This window comes from Arthrobacter sp. 10T413_2, assembly GCF_056394205.1.
Genome location: NZ_JBFTHK010000066.1, coordinates 1 through 23,106, shown reverse-complemented (window position 1 = coordinate 23,106; position 23,106 = coordinate 1). Strand labels below are relative to the sequence as shown.

General features: G+C 68.4%; 20 protein-coding genes. 5 read left to right on the top strand and 15 right to left on the bottom strand.

The annotated features are described in order from the left end of the window. Positions 1–702 (bottom strand): MIP/aquaporin family protein (locus tag AC1DBQ_RS12290; RefSeq protein ID WP_476928762.1); only part of this gene is annotated, 702 nt, incomplete at its 3' end. Positions 703–858: 156 nt separating this feature from the next. After that, entirely contained in the window at positions 859–2,643 is a 1,785-nt protein-coding gene (locus AC1DBQ_RS12285) for a glycerol-3-phosphate dehydrogenase/oxidase (protein ID WP_476928761.1), read from the bottom strand. A 124-nt stretch (positions 2,644–2,767) separates the two neighbouring features. Here AC1DBQ_RS12285 and AC1DBQ_RS12280 point away from each other — a divergent pair, with 124 nt between their 5' ends. The 4 genes from AC1DBQ_RS12280 to AC1DBQ_RS12265 all read left to right on the top strand — a co-directional run bounded on the left by AC1DBQ_RS12280 (position 2,768) and on the right by AC1DBQ_RS12265 (position 6,726). Further along, entirely contained in the window at positions 2,768–3,730 is a 963-nt protein-coding gene (locus AC1DBQ_RS12280) for a sugar-binding transcriptional regulator (RefSeq protein ID WP_476928760.1), read from the top strand. Positions 3,731–3,836: 106 nt separating this feature from the next. Next, positions 3,837–4,706, top strand: coding sequence for an aldo/keto reductase (locus tag AC1DBQ_RS12275; protein ID WP_476928759.1), 870 nt, complete (start codon positions 3,837–3,839; stop codon positions 4,704–4,706). Positions 4,707–4,717: 11 nt separating this feature from the next. Continuing rightward, the gene (locus AC1DBQ_RS12270; protein ID WP_476928758.1) at positions 4,718–5,644 is read left to right on the top strand and encodes an alpha/beta fold hydrolase; all 927 of its coding nucleotides are present in this window, start codon (positions 4,718–4,720) and stop codon (positions 5,642–5,644) included. Beyond that, on the top strand, positions 5,641–6,726 hold the full coding sequence (locus AC1DBQ_RS12265) for a glycosyltransferase family 4 protein (protein WP_476928757.1): 1,086 nt from the start codon (positions 5,641–5,643) through the stop codon (positions 6,724–6,726). Before AC1DBQ_RS12270 ends, AC1DBQ_RS12265 begins: the two co-directional genes overlap by 4 nt. 14 nt (positions 6,727–6,740) lie before the next feature. On the opposite strand, the gene AC1DBQ_RS12260 is transcribed toward AC1DBQ_RS12265, so the two are convergent. The 13 genes from AC1DBQ_RS12260 to pyrR form a co-directional block, all read right to left on the bottom strand. Next, positions 6,741–8,906 carry a primosomal protein N' gene (locus AC1DBQ_RS12260; protein WP_476928756.1) on the bottom strand — a complete coding sequence of 722 codons (2,166 nt, stop codon included), beginning with the start codon at positions 8,904–8,906 and terminating at the stop codon, positions 6,741–6,743. Positions 8,907–9,055: 149 nt separating this feature from the next. Then, positions 9,056–10,291, bottom strand: coding sequence for a methionine adenosyltransferase (gene metK / locus AC1DBQ_RS12255; protein WP_476928755.1), 1,236 nt, complete (start codon positions 10,289–10,291; stop codon positions 9,056–9,058). Between the two features lie 78 nt (positions 10,292–10,369). Continuing rightward, positions 10,370–11,677, bottom strand: coding sequence for a bifunctional phosphopantothenoylcysteine decarboxylase/phosphopantothenate synthase (locus AC1DBQ_RS12250; RefSeq protein WP_476928754.1), 1,308 nt, complete (start codon positions 11,675–11,677; stop codon positions 10,370–10,372). Between the two features lie 52 nt (positions 11,678–11,729). Next, positions 11,730–11,990, bottom strand: coding sequence for a DNA-directed RNA polymerase subunit omega (gene rpoZ, locus AC1DBQ_RS12245; RefSeq protein WP_091251816.1), 261 nt, complete (start codon positions 11,988–11,990; stop codon positions 11,730–11,732). A 44-nt stretch (positions 11,991–12,034) separates the two neighbouring features. After that, positions 12,035–12,604: a guanylate kinase gene (gene gmk / locus AC1DBQ_RS12240; protein ID WP_476928753.1), complete on the bottom strand. Its 570-nt coding sequence runs from the start codon at positions 12,602–12,604 to the stop codon at positions 12,035–12,037. A gap of 41 nt (positions 12,605–12,645) precedes the next feature. Beyond that, the gene (gene mihF / locus AC1DBQ_RS12235) at positions 12,646–12,963 is read right to left on the bottom strand and encodes an integration host factor, actinobacterial type (protein WP_091251818.1); all 318 of its coding nucleotides are present in this window, start codon (positions 12,961–12,963) and stop codon (positions 12,646–12,648) included. Positions 12,964–13,197: 234 nt separating this feature from the next. Then, positions 13,198–14,064, bottom strand: a complete 867-nt coding sequence (gene pyrF / locus AC1DBQ_RS12230) for an orotidine-5'-phosphate decarboxylase (protein WP_476928752.1) — start codon at positions 14,062–14,064, stop codon at positions 13,198–13,200. Further along, entirely contained in the window at positions 14,057–17,356 is a 3,300-nt protein-coding gene (gene carB, locus AC1DBQ_RS12225) for a carbamoyl-phosphate synthase large subunit (protein WP_476928751.1), read from the bottom strand. The genes pyrF and carB overlap by 8 nt, the downstream gene beginning before the upstream one ends. Further along, positions 17,356–18,594: a glutamine-hydrolyzing carbamoyl-phosphate synthase small subunit gene (carA, locus tag AC1DBQ_RS12220; RefSeq protein ID WP_476928750.1), complete on the bottom strand. Its 1,239-nt coding sequence runs from the start codon at positions 18,592–18,594 to the stop codon at positions 17,356–17,358. Before carA ends, carB begins: the two co-directional genes overlap by 1 nt. Positions 18,595–18,631: 37 nt before the next feature. Next, positions 18,632–19,153: a PH-like domain-containing protein gene (locus AC1DBQ_RS12215; RefSeq protein WP_476928749.1), complete on the bottom strand. Its 522-nt coding sequence runs from the start codon at positions 19,151–19,153 to the stop codon at positions 18,632–18,634. Continuing rightward, positions 19,153–20,523: a dihydroorotase gene (locus AC1DBQ_RS12210; RefSeq protein WP_476928748.1), complete on the bottom strand. Its 1,371-nt coding sequence runs from the start codon at positions 20,521–20,523 to the stop codon at positions 19,153–19,155. The genes AC1DBQ_RS12215 and AC1DBQ_RS12210 overlap by 1 nt, the downstream gene beginning before the upstream one ends. After that, the gene (locus AC1DBQ_RS12205) at positions 20,523–21,530 is read right to left on the bottom strand and encodes an aspartate carbamoyltransferase catalytic subunit (protein ID WP_476928747.1); all 1,008 of its coding nucleotides are present in this window, start codon (positions 21,528–21,530) and stop codon (positions 20,523–20,525) included. The genes AC1DBQ_RS12210 and AC1DBQ_RS12205 overlap by 1 nt, the downstream gene beginning before the upstream one ends. Next, positions 21,527–22,126 carry a bifunctional pyr operon transcriptional regulator/uracil phosphoribosyltransferase PyrR gene (gene pyrR / locus AC1DBQ_RS12200; RefSeq protein WP_476928746.1) on the bottom strand — a complete coding sequence of 200 codons (600 nt, stop codon included), beginning with the start codon at positions 22,124–22,126 and terminating at the stop codon, positions 21,527–21,529. The genes AC1DBQ_RS12205 and pyrR overlap by 4 nt, the downstream gene beginning before the upstream one ends. 135 nt (positions 22,127–22,261) lie before the next feature. Between pyrR and AC1DBQ_RS12195 the strand changes: the two genes are divergently transcribed. After that, a partial coding sequence (locus AC1DBQ_RS12195) for a PrsW family intramembrane metalloprotease (protein WP_476928745.1) occupies positions 22,262–23,106 on the top strand: 845 nt, incomplete at its 3' end.

Genomic DNA, 23,106 nt, shown 5'->3' with positions numbered 1-23,106 from the left:
GGCCAGTCMGCCGCCGATGAGGGGTCCGACGACCKGGATCCAGGAGTAGCTCCAGTCGCTGGAACCCTTGCCCTTGATCGGGAGCAGTGCGTGGGCGACGCGGGGACCGAGGTCACGTGCGGGGTTGATGGCGTAGCCGGTGGGGCCACCGAGGGAAACGCCGATGCCGACAACCAGCAGGGCCACGGCCAGCGGGCCGAGCCCGGAGGGCGTCCCGCCGAAGGTCAGGATGACGAAGACGAGGACAAAGGTGCCGATGATTTCGGTGACCAGGTTCCAAACGTTGGAGCGGATCGCCGGGCCGGTGGAGAAGACGGCCAGCTGGCTGGCCGGCTCGGGTTCGGCATCGAAGTGCTGCTTGTAGGCCAGCCACATCACGATGGCACYCAGGAAGGCGCCGAGCAGTTCACCGCCGAAGTAGGTCAGTGTYGAGGCGAAATCGACCGGGACGCCGGGTGCATACAGCTTCTTGCCGTTGAGCAGCAGACCGAAGGTCACCGCAGGGTTCAGGTGCGCCCCTGACTGGGCGGCAACGTAGACACCGGAGAAGACGGCAATGCCCCATCCCCAGGTGACCATCAGGAACCCGCCGTTGTTGCCCTTGGTGCCTTTGAGCGCAACGTTGGCCACCACGCCGCAACCCAGCAGGGTCAGCATTGCGGTGCCGAATACTTCGGACAGGAAAACTATTCCAAGAGACATCTTTGACTCCTCTATTTTCTGTTGTCGGCCTCCGCGAGTTTRGAGGCCGTGGGGCCGGCAGCATGTTGGTGCTGCCGGCCAGCCACTGCGCCGGCCGCCGGGGCGGACCGCGCAGTGCTTGCACCCGGGCTTCCCTGCCCGGGCACGCAAGTCGAATCAGGCGACCAGGCTGTGGACCCGGACGCCGTGGAACCGCTGAAGCACCTCCTGTGCGTGACTGATTTCCGTGGCCCGGCGTGTCGCGTCCCAGCCGAGCGGGCCGRAGAGGATATCGGCAACTTCRTTCAGCAGCTCCCCGGTCACGAGACCCCGGAAGGCAAGGGACGTGCGGCGGATGAGGACGTCCACGAGGTGCCCGATCTGCTCGTGTGCCGCCATGAACTCCAGTTCGCGGGTGCTGAGCTCGCGCGTGGAGTGCAGCAGCCTGTCCGCGTCGCCGGCCTTGGCATCATCCAGGAACCGGATGACCTCTTCGGCGCGGGTCCCGTAGCGGGTGAGGAGTCCGGTGACGCGGGCGGCGTCGCGGCCGGCGGACATGTGGGCCTTGATCCAGCGTTGGACGCCGTCCTCGCTGTCCGGGAAGCCGGCGCCGCCGCCGATGGCGAGCTTCGCCGTCGAGAGCTTGCGTTCCATGCCGAGTTCGGCCAGGACGTCGTTGCTCAGGTGCTCGGCGAGGGCACGGAACGTGGTCCACTTGCCGCCCACCAGGCTCAGCACGGCCCCGCCGGCGCCCGCACGGCGCTCGATCCGGTAGTCCCGGCTGACGAAGCCCGGCTGGGTGGCGTCATGCTTGGGAAGCGGCCGCACTCCGGAGAACGTGTAGACGATTTGTCCCCGGTCCACCGTGATGTCCGGGAAAACGTGACCGATCAGGTCAAAGAAATAGTCGATTTCCGCCTCGGTGCAGACGGCGTCCTCGGCCATGTCGGCGTCGACGTCCGTGGTGCCGACCAGGACGCGGTCCCCCATCGGATAGATCAGCACAATCCGGCCGTCGGTGTGTTCGAAGAAGATTTCGCGGCCGTTGCACGCCGCCAGCAGCTCCGGGTGGTCCAGCACGATGTGCGAACCCTTCGTTCCGCCCATGAAGGACGACGCCGCCCCMATGGCCTCGTTGGTCAGGTCGACCCAGGCGCCCGTGGTGTTCACGATGACGTCGGCAGTGAAGTCKAACACCTCGCCGCTGAGCTCGTCGCGCAGCTGGACTGTGGTTCCGGTACCGGTTCCGGCGCTGGCGTTTCCGGTGCTGCCGCCCATGGAGACGAGCGAGACGTAGTTGCTGGCCCGGGCCAGGTGGCTGTCCGCGCCGCCGGCCTTCTCGCCATCCTGGAGCACGTCGAGGGTGAGGCGCTCGGGGTTGTGGACCGAGGCGTCGAAGTAGGTGGCCGCGTATTTGATCCCCGAGTGCAGCCGGGGCAGCTCGGCCAGCGCGCGCTTGCGGCCCCGGAACTGGTGGCGCGGCACCGTGCCGCCGTCACGGGAGAAGAAGTCATACATGCTCAGGCCGAGCTTGATCAAGAATGCCCCGCGTTCCGTGTGCTTGCCCTGCTTGTGGGTCAGGAAGCGCATCGGGGCGGCCAGGACACCGGAGAAGGTGCTGAAGATGGGGATGGTGGTCTGCAGCGGTTTGACGTAGTGCGGTGCGATCCGCAGGAGCCTGTTGCGTTCGACGACGGACTCCTGGACGAGGCGGAACTCGCCGTTTTCGAGGTAGCGGATGCCGCCGTGGATCATGTGGGAGGAAGCGCCGCTGGCGCCCTGGCAGTAGTCGCCGCGCTCCACAAGCGCGACGTCGACGCCCTGGAGGGCCAAGTCCCGGAACGTGCCCACCCCGTTGATGCCGCCTCCGATGATCAGAACCTGCGCGTGCCGCCGCGTCCGCAGCTTCTGCACCGAGGCGCGATCGTTGGCCGGTGTGCGGGCTGAGTCCTTCTGTCCCAAAACTGCTCCCTTGGGTTTGGTTCTGTGCGGCGCGCCMCATGGCGCGGCGCCGTTCAACACTATTCTTTGGAGTAATGGAAAATGGAGTCAAGCACTATGCACAAACGTGCAGACGGGAAATTTCATGACGCCTCCACGCCAGTCCGACKCCCTCCGCGCGGCCCAGCTGTATTACCTGCAGGACCTGACCATGGACGCGATTGCCCGGGAGCTCCGGACGTCCCGGTCCACGGTGTCGCGGCTGCTCTCGGCGGCCCGCGATTCGGGTCTGGTGCAGATCCAGATCCGCAGTCCGCTGGACACCGGACCTGAGCTTGAGAGCATGATCCGCGCCGAATACAAGGTGGATGTGCACGTTGTTCCGGTGGTGRACACGCTCAATGAGGCGGAAACACTGGACCGTGTGGCCATGCAGGCCGCCCGGACGATCGGGCCCCTGGTGGACTCGAACGCCATCATCGGCGTCGCCTGGGGGTCGACGCTCAGCGCCGTGAGCCGGCACCTGACCCGCAAGATMACGCACGACAGCGTGATCGTCCAGCTCAACGGCGCCGGAAACATGCAGACCACGGGCATCAYCTATGCCTCGGACATCATGCGCCGATTCGGCAGCGCCTACKGTGCACGGGTTGAACAGTTCCCGGTCCMGGCCTTCTTCGACCACGCGGCGACCAAAACGGCCATGTGGAATGAGCGCAGTGTTCAACGCATCCTGGAGCTGCAGTCCCGGATGAGCATCGCGATCTTTGGCGTGGGATCGGTCGACGCCGACTACCCCAGCCACGTCTATGCCGGCGGCYACCTCGATGAGGACGACCTGGACGTCCTCGCGAATTCCGATGTGGTGGGCGACGTCGCGACGGTGTTCTTCCGCGCCGACGGGTCCTCGGACGGCATCACGCTCAACGAGCGCTCCACCGGCCCGKACCTCGCCCAGCTGCGGCAGGTGCGGCGGCGCATCTGCGTGGTGTCCGGCGCCTCCAAGATCAACGGGCTGCGGGGCGCCCTCGCAGCAGGACTGGCCACCGACCTGATCCTGGACGAGGCCAGCGCCCGCAGGCTGGTCCGGTTCGACGGGCCCGCCTGAGCTGGTTCGGGGCAGGCACGGAACGGGCGCGGGGCACGGCGACCCGAAGCTGCGGCCGGCACCTTCGGTCCGCCACTCGGGAGCGCCAGTGGGTAAAGTCAGTGTCATGAGAATCTCCCCCCGGCTGACCCTGAATAACGGCGTGATGATCGACCGGCTGGGATTCGGGCTCTATAAGGTCCCTCCGGACGACGCCGCCAATCTGGTGACCATGGCGATCGAGGCCGGTTACCGCCACTTCGACACGGCCGCGATGTACGGCAACGAAACCGGCGTGGGCCGCGGCATCGGCGCCCTGTCCGGATTTGAGGGCACCGGCGGCGGCCCCGGGGAAACCGCGCCGTACGTGTCCCGCGAGGACCTGTTCGTCACAACCAAGGTCTGGAATGACGACCACGGCTACGACGCGACGATGCGGGCCTTCGACACCTCGATTTCCAACCTCGGCCTGGAATACATCGACCTCTACCTGATCCATTGGCCGTGCGCCCGGCGGGGCCTGTTCCCGGAAACCTACCGGGCCATGGAGACGCTGTACCGKGAGKGCAAAGTCCGGGCAATCGGCGTCTCCAACTTCCAGCCGCAGCATCTGGACCGGCTCCTGGACACCGCGGAGGTGGTCCCGGCCGTCAACCAGATTGAGCTGCATCCCTGGCTGCAGCAAAAAGAACTGCGCGAAAAGCACGAGCTCCTGGGCATCCGCACCGAGGCGTGGAGCCCGCTGGGCCGCGGCCAGGTCCTGAAGGACCCGGTGATCCTGGCCCTCGCCGCCGAACACGACCGCACGCCGGCGCAGGTCATCCTCCGCTGGCACMTGCAGCTGGGCAACATTGCCATCCCCAAGGCCAGCTCGTCGGGGCGGATCCGTGAAAACCACGAGGTMTTCGACTTTGAACTCTCCCCGCTGGACATGACGGAGATCGCCGCGCTCGAACGCGGCTTCCGGACCGGCTCCCACCCCGACAACGTCACCTAGGATTCGACCCCATGGAACAAGTGGACACCGGGTCCTCACGCACGCCCCTTCTCAGCAACGGACTCGCCGCGCGCACCCGTGCCGCGACCGTCGAGGTTGACGGCGCCTCGATTGCCTACTGGGTCTACGAACCCGCCCAGGTCACGCCCGGGACCCGCACGATCCTGGTGGTGCACGGGTTCCGCGGCGACCACCACGGCCTGCTCCGGGTCGCGGACCAGCTGACGGACATGCGCCTKATCATGCCGGACCTGCCGGGCTTCGGCAGCTCGGCGGCGTTCGAGGACACCGAACACAGCGTTGACGCCTACGGCCGGTTCCTCAGCAGCTTCATGGCGGCGCTGGGCCTGGGCCCGGACACGGTCCTGCTCGGCCATTCGTTCGGGTMAATCATCGCCAGCCACTTCGTGGCGGCCAACCCCGGTGCGGTATCCGAACTGATCCTGATCAACCCCATTGCGGCGCCCGCCCTTGAAGGACCCAAGGGCGTCATGACCAAGCTTGCGGTCTTTTACTACGAGGCCGCGGCGCGGCTTCCCCGGCGGCTCGGGCTGGCACTGCTGCGTAGCCAGGCGATCGTGCGGGTGATGAGCGTGACMATGGCCAAGACCGGGGACAAGGATGTCCGCCGGTTCGTGCACGCCCAGCACAGCGCCTACTTCTCCTCCTTCGCGGACCGCGACAGCCTGCTGCAGGCCTTCAAGGCCTCGGTCGGCAGCAATGTCTCGGAGGTGGCCGGCCACTTGACGCTGCCCGTGCTGCTGATCGCGGGAGAAAAGGACGAGATCGCMATGCTGCCGGACCAGCACAAACTCGCCGMACGGCTTCCGGACGTGACGCTGGAAGTCATTCCCGGCGTAGGGCACCTGATCCACTACGAGACCCCCGAACCCGCCGCCCGCTACATCCGACGCTTCCTGAAGGACCACGCCGCGTGAAGATTCTCATCGATGCCCGCTTCACCCGGCTGGACCACCACGACGGCATCAGCCGCTACGGCGCCAGCCTGATCGCTGCGGCCGCCAAGATCGCTGACGTCTCGATGCTGATCAGCGACCACCGCCAGCTCGCGCTCCTGCCGGACGTTCCGTACACCGTCATCAACAGCCCGCTGTCCCCGGCCGAGCTCTTCGTGGCGGCCCGGGTCAACAAGCTGGGCGCTGACGTGGTGGTGTGCCCCATGCAGACCATGGGCAGCTGGGGCCGCAAGTATGCCCTGGTGCTGACCCTGCACGACCTCATCTACTACGAGCACCCCACGCCTCCGGGGTTCCTGCCGGCCCCGGTCCGGGTTCTGTGGCGGCTGTACCACAAGGCGTTCTGGCCCCAGCGGCTCCTGCTGAACCKGGCGGATATCGTGGCGACCATCAGCTCCACCACCGCGGCCCTGATGGCGAAGTACCGGCTCACGCGGCGGCCGGTCAGGATTGTCGGCAACGCCCCGCAACACGGCCACACGCCKCGGGATCCCGGGGCCGGGGCTGACAAGACGCTGCTCTACATGGGCTCGTTCATKCCCTACAAGAACGTCGAAACCATGATCCGCGGCATGGCGGAACTGCCGGAAATGACCCTCCACCTGCTCAGCCGCATCACCCCGGAGCGGCGCGCCGAACTTGAGGCGCTCGCCCCCGCGGGTGCAAACATCGTCTTCCACAACGGCGTGACCGATGCCGAATATGAGGCCCTCCTGGCGCGCACCACGGCCCTGATCAGCCTMTCCCGGGCSGAAGGCTACGGACTGCCCCTGGTCGAGGCGATGTCGCACGGCACCCCGGTGATCGCCAGCGACATCCCGATCTTCCGGGAAGTCGGCGATGACGCCGTCAGCTACGTGCACCCTGACTCGCCGACCGAGTTTGCCGAGGCGGTCCGCCAGCTCGAGGACGCAGACCTCTGGAAGGCCCGGTCACGCCGGTCCGTGGAGCGTGCCGCGGACTTCAGCTGGGACGAGTCCGCGCGGCGGCTTGTGGCCGTCGCGGCCGAGGCCGTCGAACTCCGGAACGGGCACAAGGGCTAGCCCGGGAACTGCAACTAGAGGACGTCGACTCCGTCGAGGCGCAGCTGCACGGGATCATCGCTGCGCTTTGCCGCGGCGGCGGCCTTGACGGCCCGCAACACGGCCGTGACGTCGGCGGCCTGGGCGTAGGGGATGAACAGCAGCGTCCGGACCTCTTCGCCGGAATCCCGTGGCGTCGGGCGGGCGGCGGCCGGCAGCATGAGCGGTGCGGGGCCGGCCGTCCGAAGGACGGTTCCGTGCGCGGCGAGGCGCTGTTGGACGGCCTCGGTGAAATGTCCGACGGCGGTCCGGACCCCGGTGATCGAAGCAACCCGCACGGCGGGCGGCAGCTGCAGTTCCTGCCGCAKCGCCAGTTCCCGGCCGGCGTACCCGGCAGGATCCCAGCGCAGCAGGGCACCGACCCCGGCGGCGTCGTCGGCGGTAATGACCACGAGGCCGCCCTCCGGTGCCGGCCGGACCAGGGCCGCGGCGTTGAACCAGCGGCGGACAGCGTCCTCTCCCGCCCTCAGGTTTTCCCGGCGCAGTAGCGAGTCGCCGTCCAGCAGCAGCGCCGCGGCGTAGCCGGCCGGGGCCACCGGCTCGGCACCGACGGTGGCCACCACGAGGGCCTTCGTGTCCGGGACTGTGGCCTTGACCTGGTCCCCGGACGAGGTGATGACCGGTTTGCCCGGAAACGCCCGGCCCAGTTCCTCTGCCGTGCGGAGGGCGCCCGTGGCGCCGCGCCGGAGCCGGACCCCGTTGCACGTGCCGCACCGCCAGGCCGGGGCCGGCGACGAGCACCAGCGGCACTGCGGCACGGCGGTGCTTCCGCTCGGACCAGCGATCGCCAGGGGCCCGCTGCAGGCGGTGCAGCGCGCCGGTTCGCGGCAGGTTTCGCACACCAGCGACGGCGCATAGCCGGCACKGGCCACCTGGACCAGGACCGGGCCGCGTTCCAGTCCCTCCTTGGCGGCGCGCCAGGCCGCGCCCGGCAGGCGGGCGATGCGGGCCAGCGGATCGTGCTCGAGTTCATAGCTGTCGGCCGTGTTCAGCACGCGCGGCACCGTCCGCCGGATGACCGTCCGCTCCGMTTCCACGGGCCGCGCCCAGCCGGATTCGACCAGCCGCTCCGTTTCGGTGCTGCGTGAATGGGCCGCGAGCAGGCATGCGGCGCCTTCCTGGCCTGCGCGGAGGAGGAGGACTTCGCGGGAGTGCGCGTACGGGGAGCGTTGTTCGATGTGGAGGTCGTCGCCGTCGTCCCAGCAGACCACGAGCCCGAGGTTGTGCACCGGTGCGTAGGCCGCGGAGCGCGTTCCCACGGCTACCCCGGCGGCGCCGCTGAGCACGCGCAGGAAGCTGCGGTAGCGCGGTGTCTGGCCGTCATCCGCGGTGAGCCGGGCGACGTCGCCGGCCGGGAGTAGTTCCAGGAGGGCGGACTCGACCCGGTCCAAGTCCCGGTAGTCGGGAACCACCACGACGGCGCCGCGGCCGGAGAGCCGCACCGCGGCCACGGCTTCGGCGACCAGCCGCGGCCAGCCGCCGGGTCCGCAGCCCTGCAGGGCGGTCAGCACGGCCCGGGGCGACTCCCCCGCGCCGAGGTGGGCAAGGAACGCCGGACCGTTCCGGTAGGAGGCCCAGACGCTGCCCGCGCCGGGTGACGGCAGCGACACGCCGGTCGCAGGCCCGGAGATCTCAGGGCCAGACATCTCAGTACCGAACAGCTCAGGATCGAGCCGCCCCTCCGGGGCGTATTCCTTTTCGAGTTTGGCCATGCGTGGGGGTACGGMGACGCGCAGGACATCGCTGACGGTTCCGGCGTACCGCGCGGCGATCCGGCCGGCGAGCTCGGCGACGGCGGGGGTCAGGACCGGGACGGGTGAGACGACCTTGTACAACGGCACGAGGGGGTGCCCGGCGTCGGACGTCGCTGTGCGGTCCAGCAGGTATCCCGCCAGTTCCTGGCCGTTGAACTTGACCTTGACCCGGACGCCCGGGCGGGCCTCGGCGTCGAGGGCGGCGGGCACGCTGTAATCAAAGGGCCGGTCCAGGTGCGGCAGGGAGGATTCGATCAGTACCCGTGCCACCGGCAGGTCGGCGGCCAGCGCGGGTCCGGATGCTTGAGCGGCCGAGGCGGGAAAGCCGTGGAGCAGGGACAGTTGCTGGGGTTCGCCGGGCGTGCTGCCGGCAGGCTGAGGACTCACCGCCCGCACCTCCCCTCCGGATCGTTTCGACGACGGCTGAATTGCATGTAGCCAGGCCACCTGACGGCGGCCTGGCTACAGCAGATCACAAGGCACTGACATTTATGKGAGCAGCAAAAACGTTTCCAACACCAGTGCGGTCTCGGGCCTTAGGCGTTGAAGAAGGCCTTCAGCTCGTCCACGCGGTCCAGCCGCTCCMACGTGAAGTCCGGGTCTTCGCGGCCGAAGTGCCCGTGGGCGGCGGTCTTGGCGTAGATCGGGCGCTTGAGGTCCAGGGCGTCGATGATGGCGCGCGGACGGAGGTCGAAGATCTCCGCGATCGCGGCGCTGATCCGGGCCGGGTCGACGGTTTCGGTGCCGAACGTCTCCACGTAGGTTCCCACCGGGCGGGCCTGGCCGATGGCGTACGCGATCTGGATTTCGGCGCGCTTGGCGAGGCCGGCCGCTACCACGTTCTTGGCGACCCAGCGCATGGCGTACGCGGCCGAGCGGTCCACCTTCGACGGATCCTTGCCGGAGAACGCGCCGCCGCCGTGACGGGCCATGCCTCCGTAGGTGTCGACAATAATCTTGCGGCCGGTCAGGCCGGCATCGCCCACCGGGCCGCCAATGACGAAAGCGCCGGCGGGGTTCAGGATGTTGCGCGTCCGCGAGGTGTCCAGATTGGACAGTGCCATGACCGGATCCACCACGTGCTCGGCGAGGTCGGCACGGAGCTGGTCCAGGCTGGCGCCCTCGGCGTGCTGGCTGGAGATGACGACRGTCTMGACCGAGACCGGGCGGTCGCCGTCGTAGCCCACGGTGACCTGGGTCTTGCCGTCGGGGCGCAAGTACGCGAGCTCGCCGTTCTTGCGGACCTCGGTCAGCCGCTCGGAGAGCMGGTGCGCGAGCCAGATTGGCACGGGCATGTAGGACGGGGTCTCGTCGCTGGCGTAGCCGAACATGAGTCCCTGGTCCCCGGCGCCCTGGAGGTCGTAGTCGTCCTCCTGGCGTCCCTCGCGGGCTTCGAGCGAGTTGAACACGCCACCGGCGATGTCGTTGGACTGCTGGCCGATGGAGACCGAGACGCCGCACCGGGCGCCGTCKAAGCCGTTGGCCGAGGAGTCGTACCCGATGCCCAGGATGGTCTCCCGGACGATCTGCGGGATCTCGACGTAGGCGTCGGTGGTGACCTCGCCGGCCACGTGGACCAGCCCGGTGGTGGCCAGCGTCTCCACGGCCACCCGGGACTCCGGGTCCTTGGCGAGCAGGGCGTCGAGGATCGCATCGCTGATCTGGTCACAGATCTTGTCGGGGTGGCCTTCTGTCACCKACTCGGACGTGAAGAGCCGGAGCGCGGCGGGCGTAGACCCGTGGAAGTCAGGGATGTGCAGCGGTAAAGTCACTCAACTACCTTACTGGTTGGAAAACGGACGTCCGGCGGCGGATGTCTCCATGCTAAGGAGACCTTGGTTACGCCGGGCCTAGGCCGGCGGTACAACCCGGCTCAGCTCGGCGCTGACCCGGTCGATCACGGCAGCCGCAACGTCGGATTTGGAACCCGACGCCTCTTGGGGTTCGGAGCCGGCGCGGGAAAGGATGACTACGGAGTTCGTGTCTTCGCCAAAGACTTTGTCCCGTCCCACCTGGTTGACCACCAGCAGGTCACAGGCCTTCCGGTGCAGCTTGGCCAGGGCGTACTCGAGCACGTCACCGCCGGCGTCGCCGGTCTCGGCGGCGAAGCCGACGATCAGCTGGTTCCGGGAGGCGGCGTCGCGGACCTCGACGAGCTCCCGCAGGATGTCGGGGTTGCGCACCAGGTTGATCACGGGGTCCGCGACGTCGTCGCGCTTCTTGATCTTCGTGCCGGAGACGTCCGCKGGGCGGAAGTCCGCGACGGCAGCGGCCATGATGACGACGTCGGAGTCCGCGGCCGCGTGCAGCGCCGCCTTCCGCAGTTCCAGGGCCGTCTCCACCTGGACGAGTTCGACGCCGGCAGGGGCCGGGACCTCCATGTGGGCGGCCAGCAAGCGGACCCGGGCGCCGGCCTCGAGGGCGGCGGCGGCCAGGGCCACGCCCTGTTTGCCGGAGGAGCGGTTGCCGAGGAACCGCACGGGGTCCAGCGGTTCCCKGGTGCCGCCGGCACTGATKGTCACGGTGAGCCCGGCCAGKGGCCGGATGGCCGACGGCACGGCGTCGGCCGGATCCGGAGAAGTGCGCKGCTCCAGGTCCGGTGCGGCCGGAGGTGCTGCCGGAGCGGCGGCCGCACCGGCGAKGGCCCTGGCCGCGGTGAAGATCGCCTCGGGCTCGGGCAGCCGGCCCGGGCCGGAGTCGGCGCCGGTCAGCCGGCCGCTCGCGGGTTCCAGGACGGTGACGCCGCGGCTGCGCAGGGTTTCGACATTGGCCTGGGTGGCCGGGTGMTGCCACATTTCGGTGTGCATGGCCGGGGCCATGAGCACGGGGCAGTCGCCGGCCATGAGCAGGGTGTTGGTGAGGAGGTCATCGGCCTGGCCGGTGKCCGCACGGGCCAGGAGATCGGCCGTGGCAGGAGCGACCACGATCAGCTCGGCCTCGTGGCCGAGCCGGACATGGTTGACGGTGTGGACGGCGTCGAACACGCTGTTGCTCACCGGGTGCCCGGAAAGGGCCTCCCAGGTGGCAACGCCGACGAAGCGGGTGGCCGCCTCCGTGGGAATGACGGTGACGTCATGGCCGGCTTCAGTAAAAAGCCGGAGGAGCGACGCCACCTTGTAGGCGGCAATCCCTCCCCCGACTCCGAGGACTATGCGCACGTGATCTCCGTCAACAGGCAGTCTGTTTACTTTGCTCTTCCCTTAGGGGGAATTACTCTGCGGGTTGGATCGGCGTGGAAACGAGCTTGCCTTCGTTGATTTCGCGCAGGGCGATCGAGAGTGACTTCTCGTTGAGCTTGGTGTCGACCAGCGGACCGACGTACTCAAACAGGCCCTCGTGCAGCTGGGCGTAGTACGCGTTGATCTGGCGCGCGCGCTTGGCACCGAAAATCACCAGTCCGTACTTCGAGTCGGCGGCCTTCAGCAGCTCGTCGATCGGCGGGTTGATGATGCCTTCAAGGTTCGTGGACACGAATTCTCCAAATTCTAACGGGCCGGTACGTCCCGGCGCCTGAGCTACGGGTTCGGGGTCAGCCCCATGAGTGAAACAAGCTCGTCCGCTGCCCGACGAACGTCATCATTGATGACGGTGTGGTCGAACTCCGGTTCAGCGGCAAGTTCTAGTTTAGCGGTTTCCAGCCTCTGCCGCTGTTCTTCGGCGCTTTCGGTGCCGCGGCCGACCAGCCGGCGGACCATTTCGTCCCAGCTCGGGGGCGCCAGGAAGACAAACTKGGCGTCCGGGACGGCCTCCTTGACCTGCCGTGCGCCCTGCAGGTCGATCTCCAGCAGCACGGAGCGGCCCTCCGCGATGGCCGCCTCCACCGTGCTGCGCAGCGTACCGTAGCGGTTGCGGCCGTGGACCACGGCCCATTCGAGCAGCTCGCCGTTTTCGATCAGGGAATCGAATTCCTCGGCCGACTTGAAGAAGTAGTGGATGCCGTCCTGCTCCCCCGGCCGCGGCGGGCGCGTCGTGGCCGATACTGAGAGCCAGACGCCGGGATAGTTGTCCCGGATGTAGGTGGACACGGTGCCTTTGCCAACAGCCGTCGGTCCGGCGAGGACTGTCAGTCCCGGTTTCTTGCTCACATATTCCTTTGGGCGGTGGTGGGGCAGCTCGGCGGAGCGAACTATTTGTCGTCAATAAAATCTACCAGCGCCCGGCGCTGGTGGATTCCCAATCCGCGGACCCGCCTGGACTGTGCAATGCCGAGCTGCTCCATGATGGCCGCCGCGCGGACCCGGCCGATCCCGGGGAGGGCCTCCAGCAACTCGACGATCCTCATGCGGGCAATGGCGTCGTCGGTTTCGGCGGAACTGATGACGTCGGCGATGCTCAGCTCCCCCGTCTTGAGCCGCTCCTTGGCCGCGGCCCTGGTGGCCCTGGCTGCAGCGGCCTTGCGAAGGGCGTCGGAACGCTCCTGCGGAGTGAGGGGTTTCAAACTCATTGAAGTCCTCCCTGCATGGCCGGACTGCATAGCCGGACGGGCACCGTTGCCCATGCCGCAGTCCTGTCCTGAACCTACCGTCTGGTGACCGCAGAAATCAATGGAAAACTGTGGCCGCCCCGGGACGGGACGACTCTCGAAGGGGAAAGCTCATGTCCCGGCAGGGTCAGGAGCCGGAAAGCCCGCGTCCCGGGACCGGCGGCGCCGGTCCCGGGACGGTCCGGGCGGGCGTTCTCAGGCCGCGAGGAGCTCCTCGAGGGTGCGCCGTGCGGCGTCCTGAAGGGCCGACAGCGACGGGCCGGCGCMGAGGATGTCCCGGCTGGAGGTGCCCAGGACCTGAGGATACGCCGCACCGAAGGTGCGCCGCAGGTCCGCGGCCGTGGCCCCCTGCGCGCCCAGGCCGGGGGCAAGGATGGGCCCGCGGACCGCCGCGAGGTCGAGGCCGAGCTCGGAGAGGGCCGAGCCCACCGTGGCGCCGACCACGAGTCCCACAGAACCGAGGGAACCGTCGTAGCGCCGGTTTTCCGCCGCGGCGGACTCCGTAATCCGCCGCGCAACGGAGTCCGCCCCGCCGACGTGCTGGACGGACGCGCCTTCCGGGTTGGAGGTCAGCGCGAGCACGAATACGCCCCGCCCGGTCTCGGCCGCCAGGTCCAGGGCGGGCCGGAGCGACTCGAAGCCCAGGTAGGGGCTCAGCGTGACCGAGTCCGCGGCCAGCGCAGAGCCGTCCCGCAGCCAGGCGTCGGCGTAGGCGGCCATCGTGGAGCCGATGTCGCCGCGTTTGGCGTCCRCGATGGTCAGCACGGAGGCGTCCGCCGCCGCGGCCAAGGTGCGTTCGAGCACGGCGATCCCGGCCGAACCGTGTCGTTCGTACAAGGCCACTTGCGGCTTGACCGCGGCAGCGAGGGAGCCCACGGCCTCCAGAACGGTCAGCGAGAAGCGCTCCAGCCCGGCGGCGTCGTCCGTCAGGCCCCACTGCTGCAGGAGGGCCGGGTGCGGATCGATGCCGACGCACAGCGGGCCGCGGGCCGCCATGGCCCTGCCCAGCCGGGAGCCGAAGGACTCCCGGCTGGGCGGTGCTGCGGTGCTTGCCTCAGGCATCCTGGAGGGCCTTGAGGTAGGCGGCGTGCTCCTGCAGGCTCGTGACGGACCATTCGTAGGTCCGCAGCGCCTCGATGGCCTGGACCGCGGCGTTGAATTCCGCCACGGTGGTGATGCACGGAATGCCGATCGACGTTGCCGCCGCACGCAGTTCGTAGCCGTCGCTGCGGGCTTCGCCGCCGGAGGGCGTGTTGAAGACCATGTCGATTTCGCCGGCGACGATCAGGTCAGCGATGGTGCCTTCGCCCTCGGCGCTGGAGCCCTCCGCGACCTTCCGGACCKGGGTGGCCTGGATGCCGTTGCGGCGCAGGACGTCCGCCGTGCCGCCGGTGGAGACGATCTCGAAGCCGAGGTCGGACAGCCGCTTGACGCCCATGATCACCGAGCGCTTGTCCCGGTTCGCCACGGAGACGAAGATCTTGCCCTCGGTGGGCAGGGCGTTGTTGGCGGCCGCCTGGCTCTTGGCGAAGGCCGTGTCGAAGTGCTTGTCAATGCCCATGACCTCGCCGGTGGACCGCATTTCCGGCCCGAGCAGGGAGTCCACCACCTTGCCCTCGGGGGTGCGGAAGCGGCTGAAGGGCAGCACGGCTTCCTTGACCGAGACGGGCGCTTCCAGCGGCAGGGTGGAGCCGTCACCGGTCTCCGGCAGCATCTTGTATGCGGTGCGGAGCTGGTGGATGGTGACGCCGGTGCCGATCAGGGCCGCGGCCTTCGCCATCTGGACGCCGGTAGCTTTGGAGACGAACGGCACGGTGCGGGAGGCGCGCGGGTTGGCTTCCAGGACGTACAGGACGTCGGAGGCCAGGGCGAACTGGATGTTGATCAGGCCGCGGACCCCGACGCCTTCGGCGATGGCTAGGGTGGCGGTGCGGACCCGCTCCAGGACGTTGTTCCCGAGCGTGATCGGCGGCAGCACGCACGCGGAGTCGCCGGAGTGGATGCCGGCTTCCTCGATGTGTTCCATGATGCCGCCGAGGTACATCTCCGTGCCGTCGTACAGGGCGTCGACGTCGATCTCGACGGCGTCTTCAAGGAACCGGTCGATCAGCACCGGGTGCTCCGGGGTGATCTCGGTGGCGTTCGCGATGTAGCGGGAGAGGTTGGGCTCGTCGTAGACGATCTCCATGCCGCGGCCGCCCAGGACGTAGGACGGGCGCACCAGCACAGGGTAGCCGATCTCGTCGGCGATCTTCTTGGCGTCCTCGAAGGACACGGCGGTGCCGTTCTTGGGCGAGATGAGCCCGGCCTTGTCGAGGACCTGGGAGAAGGCGCCGCGGTGCTCGGCGAGGTCGATCGCCTCCGGGGACGTGCCGAGGATCGGCACGCCGGCGTCGGCCAGCTGCTGGGCGAGCTTGAGCGGGGTCTGGCCGCCGAGCTGGACGAAGACGCCCATGACGCCGCCGGTGCGTTCCTCGGCCGCGATGACCTCGAGGACGTCCTCAAGGGTGAGCGGTTCGAAGTACAGGCGGGTGGAGACGTCGTAGTCGGTGGAGACGGTCTCGGGGTTGCAGTTGACCATGACGGTCTCGTAGCCGGCCTTGCGCAGCGCCATGGAGGCGTGGACGCAGGAGTAGTCGAACTCGATGCCCTGGCCGATCCGGTTCGGCCCGGAGCCGAGGATAATGATCGACGGTTTGGCGTGCAGCGCCACCTCGTCCTCCTCGTCATAGGACGAGTAGTGGTACGGGGTGTACGCGGCGAACTCGGCGGCGCAGGTGTCCACGGTCTTGTAGACGGGGCGGATGCCCAGGGCCTGCCGGACGCCGCGGACGACGGCCTCGGAGTTGTGCGTCAGGGCGCCGATCTGCTCGTCGGAGAAGCCGTGGCGCTTGGCGCGCTGCAGCATCTCGTGAGTCAGGGCACTGGACGTGCGGATCTCCCGGGAGATCTCGTTGAGCAGCTGGAGCTGGTCCAGGTACCAGGGATCGATCTTGGTGGCCTCGAAGAGCTGTTCCACGGTGGCKCCGCCGAGCAGGGCGCGCTGGACCTGGTGCAGGCGTTCGGTGGTGGGCCGCTTGGACTTCTCGATCAGCTCCGCGACTTCCCATTCCGGGACATGGCTGAAGTCCAGCTGGGAGCCCTTCTGCTCCAGGGAGCGCAGGGCCTTCTGCAGGGCCTCGGTGAAGTTMCGGCCCATGGCCATGGCCTCGCCCACCGACTTCATGGTGGTGGTCAAGGTGGGGTCGGCTGCCGGGAACTTCTCGAACGCGAAGCGCGGAACCTTCACGACGACGTAGTCCAGGGTCGGCTCGAAGGAGGCCGGGGTCTTCTGGGTGATGTCGTTGGGGATCTCGTCCAGGGTGTAGCCGAGGGAGAGCTTGGTGGCGATCTTGGCGATCGCGAAGCCGGTGGCCTTCGAGGCAAGGGCCGAGGAGCGCGAGACGCGCGGGTTCATTTCAATGACGACGACGCGTCCGGTGTGCGGTTCGACCGCGAACTGGATGTTGCAGCCGCCGGTGTCGACGCCGACTTCGCGGATGAYGGCGATGGAGATATCGCGCAGCCGCTGGTATTCGCGGTCGGTGAGGGTCAGGGCGGGAGCGACCGTGATGGAGTCACCGGTGTGGACACCGACGGGGTCGAAGTTCTCGATGGAGCAGACCACCACGACGTTGTCGTTCTTGTCCCGCATCATCTCGAGCTCGTATTCCTTCCAGCCGAGGATGCTCTCTTCGAGCAGCACCTCGCTGGTGGGGCTGTACTGCAGGCCCTGGCCGACGATCCGGCGGAGGTCGTTCTCGTCGTAGGCCAGGCCGGAGCCGAGGCCGCCCATGGTGAAGGAGGGCCGGACGACCATGGGGTAGCCGAGGTCCTCGGCCGCGGCGAGTGCCTCGTCCATGGTGTGGATGATGTGGCTGCGCGCCGACTCGGCGCCGCAGCGCTCCACGACGCCCTTGAACTTCTCACGGTCCTCGCCCAGCTCGATCGCGGCGATGTTGGCGCCGATCAGCTCGACGTTGTACTTCTCCAGGACGCCGTTCTTGTCCAGCGCGATGGCCGTGTTGAGGGCCGTCTGCCCGCCGAGGGTGGGCAGGAGCGCGTMGGGGCGCTCTTTGGCGATGATCTTCTCGACCACTTCGGGCGTGATCGGCTCCACGTAGGTGGCGTCGGCGAACTCGGGGTCCGTCATGATGGTGGCCGGGTTGGAGTTGACGAGGATAACCCGCAGGCCTTCCTCSTTGAGGACGCGCAGTGCCTGGGTGCCGGAGTAGTCGAATTCGGCCGCCTGGCCGATCACGATCGGGCCGGACCCGATGACCATGACGCTCTTGAGGTCAGTTCTCTTGGGCATTACTTCTTGTCCTCAGTCTTGGGTTCGGTGGCAGTCTTTGTGTCTGTCTCTGTCTTTGCAGAAGCGTCCGCCATCAGATCGATGAAGCGGTCGAAGAGGTAGGCGGCGTCGTGCGGGCCGGCGGCCGCTTCGGGGTGGTACTGCACCGAGAACGCGGGGATGTCGAGGCAGAAGAGCCCCTCGACGACGTCGTCGTTGAGGCTGACGTGGCTGACCTCGACGCGGCCGTAGCGCTCCTCGGGTGCCTGCGTGGCGCCGTCGAGCGGGGCGTCGACGGCGAAGCCGTGGTTCTGCGAGGTGATTTCCACCTTGCCGGTGCGGCGGTCCATCACGGGCTGGTTCAGGCCGCGGTGGCYGTAGCGCAGCTTGTAGGTGCCGAAGCCGAGCGCGCGGCCCAGGATCTGGTTGCCGAAGCAGATGCCGAAGTACGGGATCTTCTCATCGAGCACCGAGCGCAGCAGTTTGACCTGGTTGTCCGCGGTGGCGGGGTCGCCGGGGCCGTTGGACATGAAAAAGCCGTCGGGGTTGACGGCCTGGACGTCGGCGAGGGTTGCGGTGGCGGGCAGCACGTGCACGCGGACGCCGCGTTCGGCGAACCGGACGGGGGTCATCCGCTTGATACCGAGGTCGATCGCGGCGATGCTGAAGCGGGGTTCGCCGTCCCAGCCGAAGTCCTTGGGTTCCACCGTGTACGCGGCGTCAACGCTGACCTCCTCGGCGAGCCGTGAGCCTTCCATCGGGGCGCTGGCCAGGACGGCGTCGACGAGCTCCTTGTCCGTGGCGCGGGCGGCGTCGCCGGAGAAGATGCCGGCGCGCATGGTCTTGTGTTCGCGCAGGTGGCGGGTGATGGCGCGGGTGTCCACGCCCTGGATGCCGACGATCCCCTGCCCGACGAGCTCGTCGTCCAGGGAACGCTCGGAGCGCCAGTTGGAGGGCCGGCGGGCGGCGTCGCGGACGATGTAGCCGGCCACCCAGATGCGGCGGGATTCGGCGTCGTCGGAGTTGACGCCGGTGTTGCCGATGTGCGGCGCGGTCTGGACCACGAGCTGGCGCGCGTAGGAGGGGTCCGTGATGGTCTCCTGGTAGCCGGTCATGCCGGTTGCGAAGACCGCCTCGCCAAGGGCGGTTCCGGTGGCGCCGTAGCTGGTGCCGCGGAAAATCCGGCCGTCTTCGAGCACGAGGACTGCGGGGGTGGATGCTGCCGCGGCAGCGGTTGCTGGCTCTGCAGCTTCTGTCACTGTTTTTTCAATCACTTCGTTGGRGTCCGTCACGTCGTTACTTTCCACTATCGGCGTTGGCCTGGGGGGCTGCGGAGATCAAGTCTTGCAGCGCGTTGAGCAKGGTCGTTTTGTMGTCGGCATGCCGGGTCCGGAAGCCGGTGTCCAGTTCGCGGGTGCCCAGCATCCAGCTGAGCACCAGCAGGCCGTCCTTTTCCACGAATTTTCCGGTCATGCCGCTTTCCAGGCGCACGCCGGTGAGTCGTCCGGCCGGGATGAACACCGGGCCGGCACCGGCGCGCTCGAACAGCGCGCCTTCGGGGTGCACGCTGAGGTCGGCGTTGGTGCGGATGCCCAGGTGGTGKACCGCGATCCGGTCCAGCCAGTCCCCGGCGGTGGTKGAGGCGACGTACTGGCCGTCGGCGGCGGCCAGCGGGGCGCCGAGGTCGGCGGGGACCTCGGGAAGGGGCTCGACGTCGGCCTGGCGGCGCAGGCGGTTCCGCCAGCCGAGCGCCAGCAGCACAAACGCTGCAACGAGGAGCACCGCGGTGGCAATGCCGAGGACGAGCAGCCGGTCCATCAGGGCCGGCCCGCCGGTGCAGCGTCGACAGCATCCGCCGRCCACCGGTACGGGGTGTTGAGTTTGCCGTCCAGGACGGTGGGGTGGCCCTTGAAGAACGTCGCCACCACCCGGCCGGGAAGTTCCCGGCCCGCGAACGGAGAGTTACGGCCCATGGTTGCCATCTTAGAAGGGTCCACGGTCCAGCGCGCAGCCGGGTCTACGAGTATGACGTTGGCGGGTTCGCCGGCTTCGAGCGGTCGGCCCTGGTCCTGGAKCCGGCCGATGGCGGCCGGKGCAGTGGAGGTGACGCGGGCGAAGTCTTCCCAGCCCATGAGCCCGGTTTCKATCATGGTGTGCTGCACGACCGAGAGCGCCGTTTCGAGGCCGGTCATGCCCATGGCCGCCTGGGCCCACTCGCATTCCTTGTGCTCGCTCGGGTGCGGGGCGTGGTCGGTGCCGACGACGTCGATCGTGCCGTCGGCCAGCGCGGCGCGGAGCGCCTGGACGTCGACGTCGGTGCGCAGCGGCGGGTTGACCTTGTAGACGGGGTCGTAGCTGCGGGCGAGCTCGTCGGTGAGCCAGAGGTGGTGCGGGGTGACCTCGGCGGTGACGTTCACGCCGCGGGATTTGGCCCAGCGGATGATCTCCACGGAGCCGGCCGTGGAGACGTGGCAGACATGCAGGCGGGACCCGACGTGCTGGGCGAGCAGCACGTCGCGGGCGATGATGCTCTCTTCGGCGACGGCGGGCCAGCCGGTCAGGCCCAGGACGGCCGAGACCTCTCCCTCGTTCATCTGGGCGCCGGCGGTGAGGCGGGGTTCCTGCGCGTGCTGGGCGACGACGCCGTCGAACGCCTTGACGTATTCCAGGGCGCGGCGCATCAGCACGGGGTCGTGCACGCAGATGCCGTCGTCGGAGAACACCCGCACCCGGGCACGGGAGTCGGCCATGGCGCCGAGTTCGGCCAGCTGCTCCCCGGCCAGGCCCACGGTGACGGCGCCCACCGGGTGGACGTCCACCCAGCCGGCGGTCCGGCCAAGGGTCAGGACCTGTTCGACGACRCCGGCGGTGTCCGCCACCGGGGTGCTGTTGGCCATCGCGTGCACGGCAGTGTAGCCGCCCAGTGCGGCGGCGCGGGTGCCGGTTTCGACGGTTTCGGCGTCTTCGCGGCCGGGCTCGCGCAGGTGGGTGTGGATGTCGACCATGCCGGGCAGCGCCACGAGGCCGGCGGCCTCGATGACGGTGGCGCCGTCGGCTGAGAGGTTCCGGCCGCGTTCGGCGATGATGCCGTCGCGGATCAGGAGGTCCTCGGCTGCTMCGCCCAGGATCGCGGCGCCGCGGATGAGGTAGGCGCCGMTGGTGCTTGCATGCTGTTGCTGTTCGGCCATCAGTGGCTCTCCTTGGAGTAGGCGGCGGTGGAGGTTGCTGGTTCGCGGGTTTCCCCGGAAAGCAGCAGGTATAGCGCCGCCATCCGGATGGAGACGCCGTTGCGGACCTGCGCCAGCACGGTGGAGCGGGGCGAGTCCGCCGCGGCCKAGGAAATTTCCAGGCCCCGGTTCATGGGACCGGGGTGCATGATGATGGTGTCCTTGAGCCCGAGGGTGTCGAGGGCGCGCAGCCGGTTGTCATCGAACCCCCAGCGGCGCGAGTACTCGCGGGTGGTCGGGAAGAAGGACGCGTTCATCCGCTCGCCCTGKACGCGGAGCATCATCATGGCGTCCACGCCCTGCGCCAGGGTCTCGTCGAGGTCGAAGCTGACCGCGCAGGGCCATTTGTCGACGCCGATGGGCAGMAAGGTGGGCGGCGCGACGAGCGTGACCTCGGCGCCCAGGGTGCGCAGCAGCCAGACGTTGGAGCGGGCCACCCGTGAGTGCAGGACGTCGCCGGCGATGGCGACGCGCATGCCTTTCAGGTCCGACCCGGCGGACGRCGTGCCGGCCAGTTTGGACCAGTGGCGCCGCATCGTGAAGGCGTCCAGCAGGGCCTGGGTGGGGTGTTCGTGGGTGCCGTCGCCGGCGTTGATGACGGCGGCGTCGATCCAGTCGKTCGCGGCGAGCCGGTGCGGCGCGCCGGAGGCCCAGTGYCGGATGACGACGGCGTCGGCACCCATCGCGGCGAGCGTCTGGGCCGTGTCCTTGAGCGACTCGCCCTTGGAAACGGAGGAGCCCTTCGCGGCGAAGTTGATGACGTCCGCGGAGAGCCGCTTGGCGGCGGCCTCGAAGGAAATGCGGGTGCGGGTGGAGTCTTCGAAGAAGAGGTTGACCACGGTGCGGCCGCGCAGGGCGGGCAGTTTCTTGACCTCGCGCTCCCCCACGGCCGCCATTTCCTCGGCGGTGTCGAGGATGCGGACGGCGTTGGCCAGGCTGAGGTCCTCAGTGGAGAGCAGGTGCCTCATGCGGTGGCCTCGATGACCACTTCGTTGACGGGGGCGCCGGCCACGGAGTCGGTTTCCTCGAGCCGGACACGGACCTTCTCGGCGGATGAGGTGGGGAGGTTCTTGCCCACGTGGTCGGCGCGGATCGGCAGCTCCCGGTGGCCTCGGTCAATGAGGACGGCGAGCCGGACGATCCTGGGCCGGCCGAGGTCGATCATGGCGTCCAGGGCGGCGCGGATGGTCCGTCCCGAGTAGAGGACGTCGTCAACGAGGACAACGACTTTGTTGTCGATCCCGGTGCGCGGGAGCTGGGTGGGGTACGGGGGCCGCGTCGGCTGGTGCGAGAGGTCGTCGCGGAACATCGTAACGTCGAGCTGGCCGACGATCGCGGCGGCGTCCACAGCGGGATCAGCGGCGGCGATCTTGGCGGCGAGGCGGACGGCGAGGGGGTAGCCCCGGCGCGGGATGCCCAGCAGGACGAGATCCTGGGAGCCCTTGTTGGCCTCAAGAATTTCATGGGCGATACGAGTAAGCGCGCGGTCAATGTCAGCCTGGTTGAGGACAACCCGGGTGAGCACAACGTTCGCGGGACCCGGTGCTGATGGCACGGAAGTCAAAGCTCGTCTCCCCTTTCCCCGCCTCACGGGACGGAATTAAAAAAGGATTATTTGCTCTTTCAAATTACCACAGCCGGACTTGCCCCTGCCGCCGCTCGAATGCGTTTAACCTCACACGGCCCTAGGCTCGATGCCATGACGACGAACGATCCGCAGCCGGGGCCGGAGCAGCAGGCCAACCCGACGTGGTTGGGGCAGATCCGGCCGGAGCATTACCGGCAGCCCCCGGCCAACGTCTGCGGCCGGTTCCAGCCGGCGCTCCCGCCCGGCCCTGCGCCGGTCCGGGACGGCCGGAGCACCGCCGGCGCGCTGGGGCTCGTGCTGGCCGGCGGCCTCCTCGCRYTCGCCAGTCTCTTCCTGGTGCTGCCCTTCCTTCTGGCCAGCACCGGAGTCTCCGGCTTCGTCGTCGGTTTCATGGCCTCGCTGGTTCCCCTGGGGACCGTGCTGTTGACGGTGCGTTTCATCGACCGCTGGGAGCCGGAGCCGAAACCGCTGCTGCTTTTCGCGTTTGCCTGGGGAGCGGTTGTCTCCATAGCGGTGACGATGCTGATCCAACCCTATTTTTCTTTGGTGGCCGGGCCCGCCTCGGGGCTGGACTATACGACGTTCGCCGTGACCGTCCAGGCCCCGGTGGTGGAGGAATTCGCGAAGTCCCTTGGGCTGCTGTTGCTCCTGCTGTTTGCCCGGAAGGACATCGTCGGGCCGGTCGACGGCGTGGTGTTCGCCTTCACGATCGCGGCAGGCTTCGCGTTCACGGAGAACATCCTCTACTTCGGCCGCGCCATCGCCGAATCCAGCCATCCCGGCACGGACCTGGCGGTGGTGTTCTTCCTCCGCGGGGTGATGTCGCCGTTCGCCCACGCCGTCTTCACGGGTACCACCGGCATCATCATGGGATTCGCGGCGCGGCGCKGGAGCAACGGGCTCGCCGCCCTGGCGTTTATCGCCGGCCTCGTCCCGGCGATGCTGCTGCACAGCGG

Coding starts and splice junctions, on each gene's coding strand:
- mihF (WP_091251818.1), bottom strand. CDS start 12,963: ATGAGTTTGAAACCCCTCACTCCGCAGGAGCGTTCCGACGCCCTTCGC.